Raw genomic sequence first — 5,983 nt, 5'->3', positions numbered from 1 at the left:
CATGCGAATTGGCAGAATGACTCAACGGTTAAGACCAGGAAGGCACTATCCAAGAAAATCTATGCAGCCCCGAACTCGCTGGAACTGTTTTGGCGCACAGGCATAGAAGCTTAACCGAATGCCATTGTTGAGGGAGATACCCCGGAAGACACGTTACGCACGCTGATCGGTGCCTTACGCAGTATCCGTGTTCAGCAGGCGGCACTGGAAAAACAAAATGCACAATTACTGACTGACAATGAGAAATGGCGAAACGGGAGTCAGAGCATGACTGACCAGATTAATCAGGTGGTAGCGGGCACCCGTGAGGAAACAGAAAAGCAACAGCAGGTATTGAAAGCGGAGCAGCAAACGCTGTTCAGCCGGCTTGATCAGCTAACTCGCCAGTTAAGCAATAAAGGCATGAGTACGGCCCCCCCTCTGGTTGAGCGTGATATTCCGCTGGGATTAGGATTGGACGATACAGGACAAAATACGGTCTCAGGCGCGGACAGGCTGGTCTGGATTACCCCACAGGATGTGTTACCGGTTGACTCACAGGCTACAATGAACGGTCAACCAGCGATCCCCCGTTTTCCAGTGTCATTTCTGGAGGACAATGCATTGAGCCATCAGAAAGTGGAATATGACGGTATGACTAAAAATCAGCGAGCCATTACCGATAGTCATACAAACGAAACTGTCCGGCCCGTTTATACCCTGCCCGAGAATACGACTCTGGTCGGCAGCCAGGCGATGACGGCATTATTAGGCCGGGTGCCAGTGAATGACAAAGTCACTGATCCATACCCATTTAAGATACTGATTGGTAAAGATAATCTGACTGCCAACGGCATTGAACTGCCGGAGGTAGAAGGCGCGATTGTTTCTGGTATAGCTACCGGTGACTGGACCTTGTCTTGCGTACGCGGCAATGTCACCTCTTTAACTTTTGTCTTTGCAGACGGTACCGTTAGAACTGTGCCGAAATCGGATAATCGCACCAATAGCAGCCATCACGTTCAGGATAATAACGGCGGCAGTATCGGCTGGTTGTCTGACGACAGTGGTATTCCGTGTATTAGTGGCCACGGAAATCCAATGCATCCAGCTACTTGCCAACCTTATTTGCTCTTTCTGGCGGTACAGCAGCGGGCGATGTTCTGTCACAGAGTCAGCTTACCTCCCAGACTAACGGTTATGGTGGTACGACGTCATCATTAACCGGGGATGTTGGTAAAGCGGTTTTGGGGCAAGCCGCTGCCGGAGGATTTAAGGCCGTATCCGAATGGGTCAAAACCCGTTATGGTCAAACTTTTGATGCCGTTTACGTACCGCCGGGTGCCAGAGTAGCTGTGCACATTACCCAGCAAATACCGATTGATTATGAAGGACGGGGACGCAGGGTGAAATATAACTTTGGTCTTGGACAGGAGGTCCGTGATGGTCTGGACTGAGAAAACGAGCATGAATGAAGCGCGAAAAATAGTGATGTTGGTGGTGATAACGATCCTGACCGGTTGCAGTACGTCTAAAGAAGAGATGCTTCCGCCGGGAGACAGCACAATGTTAGCTCTGTGGCAAGGAAAAGCCTCGTCGTCTCAGACTACGATGGTGGCCCGTAAAACACTGCGCCGGGAGCTGAGCGAACGGGAACAGCAGGCTACGCTGAATTACACGGAAAGTTATAGTCGTACACAGGAAAATGAAATCAGTCAGACTTTCCCTCGGTTACCTAATCCGGACATGGTGATGTATCTCTTTCCACATTTAGTTGCGGGGAACACACCAGTACCGGGATACAGCACGGTATTTCCGTTCTACAACCAGGTGCAATATGCTTTGCCGGGTGAACGGACGGAGGCGTTGTGATGTGGTCGCTGTTGAATAAAGTCCGCTTGCGTAAACGGAGTAATCTATCGGAAATTTTGGGTGAAACTGAGGTCATACTACCGTCGTCTTCCACCGTTGTTGGGCGTGAACCTTTGAGGCGTCCCGGTAAAATGACCAGCACGGATGAAGCTGCGTTGTATGACACTTGGCCGTCTATCATTGATTACCTGCCTTGGGTCGAATATTTGGACGATGAGAAGTGTTTGTTGCTGGATGATGGTCTTTCAGTCGATGCTGTTTATACGGTTTCTCCTGTATCGATAGAAGGACGCCCCACAGCCCGTCTGGAAGACATTCGTGACCAAGTGGAAGATGCGTTGCAAGATAGTCTGGAGGAAGAGGATACCTCTCCTTGGATAGTGCAGTTTTTTTGTCAGGATGAGGATGATCCCGCGTTATATCTGACACAACTTCGTCAGTATATTAAACCTTGGGCGCAGGGTTCAGTCTTCACTGAAGCTTGGTTGGCTGAAACCGAACGTCATCTGAAGGGGATAGCCCGACCAGGAGGGCTGTTTAACGATTCATTGGTGACTGGTCAATCCTGGCGGGGACAGCAACGCCGTACCCGGATGGTCATTTATCGTTGGGTCCCTGTCGGACAGAAAGAAAGCTTGCTGCCCATTGTGTTGCTTAATCAGGTGTGTGACCGACTGACAGCTTCTCTGGCGAGTACAGGCATTTTGTGCCAACGACAAAATGGTGAACAGGTTCATCACTGGTTACTGCGATTATTCAATCCTGGCCCAGATTGGATAGACAAAGCGACGTTGTATCAGGCCGCTAGTTATACGACCGCACAGGCTGGTGAGAGGAAGCCAGATAATGATTTCACGGAAACCTTGTGGTTTACCCCGCCACGTTCTGACGTGAAAAACGGTGTATGGTGGTTTGATAATATTGCTCACCGAGCGGTACCGGTTGAACGGCTACGTCGTCCACCAGAGCCGGGAACGCTGACCGGTGAAATGGTTAGAGGGGAGAATATCAATGCACTGATGGACTTATTACCCTCAGGAACTATTGTTTCGCTGACTGTGGTCGCACAAGCACAAGCACAAGACACGCCAGAACAGGATTTCGACCGGTTGTCAAAAAATGCCGTGGGAGAAAATACTGAATCAGGGCGAGTACGTGCAGACGTAAAAGAAGTGAAGGCATATCTGGGTCTGAGACATAAACTGTGCCGTTCTGCACTGACCTTTTTGTTACAGGGGGCTGATGTTGACGATTTGAACCGTCGGCATCAGCAACTGGCTGCAACCTTGTTGGTATCGGGGTTGCAGCCGGTCAAACCCGAATGCGATGTAGCACCGTTAAACGGTTATCTGTGTGCCTTACCGATGTGTTTTAACCCGCAACGAGACAAGCATCACTGGTATACCCGGTTGACTTGGATGCAGCATGTGGCCGGGTTGTTGCCAGTGACAGGGCGAGCAACTGGCACAGGTAACCCGGGTCTTAGCTTTTTTAACCGGGGCGGTGATGTGCTGACATTTGATCCGCAAAATAAACATGACCGCACCCAGAATGCCCATCTGTTGTTGTTCGGACCGACCGGGGCGGGGAAGTCGGCTATGCTCTGTGCGAGTTTATCGCAGCTGATGGTGGTGCACCGTCCCCGATTATTTGTGGCGGAAGCGGGCAACAGTTTTGGGTTGTTTGCTGATTACTGTCAACGTCTGGGGCTGAGTGTTAACAAAATCAGCATCAAACCAGGCTGTGGTGTCAGTCTGGCGCTGTTTGCTGATGCCCCCCAATTGCTTCAAGTGGCATCTTCTCAGCTGGATTTGGCGGGTGAAAAGCCGGCAGAGGAAATTGAAGACGACGGGACCGATGAGCAGCGCGATATTCTGGGTGAAATGGAACTTGCGGCGCGCATGATGATCACCGGTGGAGAAAAGAAAGAGGAAGAACGTCTGACGCGGGCGGATCGGGGCATGATACGTGAAGCCATCATGATAGCGGCGAAAGCCAGCTTTGATGATGGCCGACAGATGATCGCGGAAGATTTGCAAAATGCATTGTCTGTGATTGCCCGGGACAGCCGGCGGGATGAACAGGGGCGATCATTGTGTACCGAGCAGCGTCGGGCCCGTGCCGAAGAGATGGCGGGGGCGATGTCAATGTTCACCAGTGGCTTTGAGGGGGAATTGTTTAATCGTCCGGGAACCCCGTGGCCAGAAGCAGATGTAACGCTAATTGACCTCGGTACACTGGTGCGTGGCGCAGATGGCTTTGGCGATGGTGTCTCTGGTCAATACCATCAACAATATGGCGGAACGTGATCAATTTGATGCAAGGGAAATTAATTTTGTCGTGGATGAGGCGCATGTTCTGACCACTAATCCACTGTTGTCACCTTATATGACCAAAGTGGTCAAGATGTGGCGAAAATTAGGCGCTTGGTTGTAGCTGGCCACCCAGAACCTGGCGGACTATCCGGATACGGCTGAGAAGATGCTCAATATGGCGGAGTGGTGGTTGTGTCTGACGATGCCGCCGGATGAAGTTGAGCAGATAGCGCGTTTTAAAAAGCTGTCTGAAGAACAAAAATCGGTGTTGCTATCAGCCAGCAAACTCCCGGGTTGTTACACCGAAGGCGTGGTGTTGTCGAAAAAAGTGGAGGAGTTATTTCGGGTGGTGCCGCCCAGTGTGTATCTGGCGCTGGGCATGACGGAAAAAGAGGAAAAGGCAGAGCGCAGGGCGATTATGAAAGCGCTTCATTGCAGCGAATTGGATGCCGCTTTTGTTGTGGTGCGAAGGCTGGACCGTACCCGTGGTCTGATATCTGGGGAAATGGCGGATGGGTGTGATGAGGATCTCTTATCCATGCAGGGGGGCAGACTATGAATATTAGGGTATTCTGGACGCTTTTCCCGTTGTTAATGCCGGTATCCGTGTCTGGACTTTGGGCCTTGAGAAGTTCCCGGCAGTGGTTTTTGATGATGATTATGTTGTATACGGTACGACAGACGTCAAACATGCCCGGTTACTTTGGGACACCTATCAGCGGGAGAAACAGCCATGAAGTCTCCGGATTTACCGTCATTAACATGGCATTCCCGGCTGAAAAAATTCGGCATAGCCCTGCTGCTAACGGTTGTTCTGGCGCCTGTGGCCGTTGCTAGTGTGAATACGGCCCAGATTGTGGCCAGTGCCGCGTCAGTATCGTGCATCAGTTGGCGGGTAAAAGGCATTTGTTATTGGTTGTTGTGTTCTCCCTGGGGGTGCAAAGTGCGTACCTCGGTGAAAGTGGAACATTTTATTCCTCAGGCAGTGGTCTCCGTCTATAACACTCCTGGCGGCAATCCCTGGAGAGAAATGTCGCCAGTCAGCCAGGCAGCCGGTGGGGTGGAAAATACGGTCACCGGTGCACTTTCCGGGATAGCCGTGGGTGGCGGTAATCATCGGCTGAAAATCCCAGGCAACCGAAAAAACAATCTGCATTTCAAATATGCCGATGCGATTGGGCATCCGGCAACTGCAATGATGGACGGGAAAATTTCGGGGTATGCGTGTAAAAGTGCCGCCACGCCTTTTGTGCCTTACTTTTTGAGTACTCTGGATAGCCTGGTTTGGCGGGCTAGTGTGCCAGAGTCGTTTTATCCCGAAGCGCTGATTCCTGGTAAACGTGAACTAGGTTATTCGTTTCGGGGCAATATTTATCCGCGAAGCGGGTTTGTGACGCAACAGGATGAGGATAAAGCGGTTGCGGTGGTAGCGCAACGGGTAGCTGACATTATCACCCGCACAGGACAGGGGCATGTTTATCAACCCCTGAAAGGGAACCGCAAACAGGGTTACTGGCCACCCGGTGAAGTCGTTGAGAATACGGGTAACCAAAATCATCAATGGCAACATATAGCGCCTAAAATGAGCGCATCTTGTGCTGTTTTTCCGGATAACCGCGGGGAAGTGGCAAAGGACGGGAATTATGTCTTTGCATTGTGGCAACCCTATAGTTGTTGTCAGCGACGTGGACAGACTTTTCTCTACAGTACCGATTTTTGAGACTGGGATCATGGGATGAGACAACGATTATTTTTGCCTGTATTGATAGCACTGGCGTTTATGCGTGCTCCTGTTGTTCAGGCAGCAAGTTTTGCCA

The 5,983-nt window shown here is 51.0% G+C and carries 2 protein-coding genes and 3 pseudogenes; all 5 read left to right on the top strand.

Features of this window, described 5'->3' with window-relative positions:
* Positions 1 to 126: 126 nt before the first annotated feature.
* Positions 127 to 1,436 (top strand): annotated as a pseudogene (locus C5470_RS21125) (TIGR03752 family integrating conjugative element protein); the annotation flags it as partial.
* 10 nt (positions 1,437 to 1,446) lie between these two features.
* Positions 1,447 to 1,851 (top strand): TIGR03751 family conjugal transfer lipoprotein, encoded by a 405-nt coding sequence (locus C5470_RS21120; RefSeq protein ID WP_166291733.1) that lies wholly within the window; start codon positions 1,447 to 1,449, stop codon positions 1,849 to 1,851.
* Positions 1,848 to 4,725: pseudogene (locus tag C5470_RS21115) on the top strand (conjugative transfer ATPase). The gene C5470_RS21120 and the pseudogene C5470_RS21115 overlap by 4 nt, the downstream one beginning before the upstream one ends.
* Before the next feature lie 37 nt (positions 4,726 to 4,762).
* A pseudogene (locus C5470_RS21110) lies at positions 4,763 to 4,903 on the top strand (DUF1525 domain-containing protein); the annotation flags it as partial.
* Positions 4,900 to 5,886 carry a TIGR03756 family integrating conjugative element protein gene (locus C5470_RS21105; RefSeq protein ID WP_166291729.1) on the top strand — a complete coding sequence of 329 codons (987 nt, stop codon included), beginning with the start codon at positions 4,900 to 4,902 and terminating at the stop codon, positions 5,884 to 5,886. The pseudogene C5470_RS21110 and the gene C5470_RS21105, both read left to right, overlap by 4 nt.
* Positions 5,887 to 5,983: the final 97 nt, after the last annotated feature.

The sequence above is a fragment of the Photorhabdus stackebrandtii genome (assembly GCF_011189495.1).
Classification (GTDB): Bacteria; Pseudomonadota; Gammaproteobacteria; order Enterobacterales; family Enterobacteriaceae; genus Photorhabdus; species Photorhabdus khanii.
The sequence above is the reverse complement of the archived record's forward strand: the minus strand, read 5'-3'. Positions and strand labels throughout refer to the sequence as shown.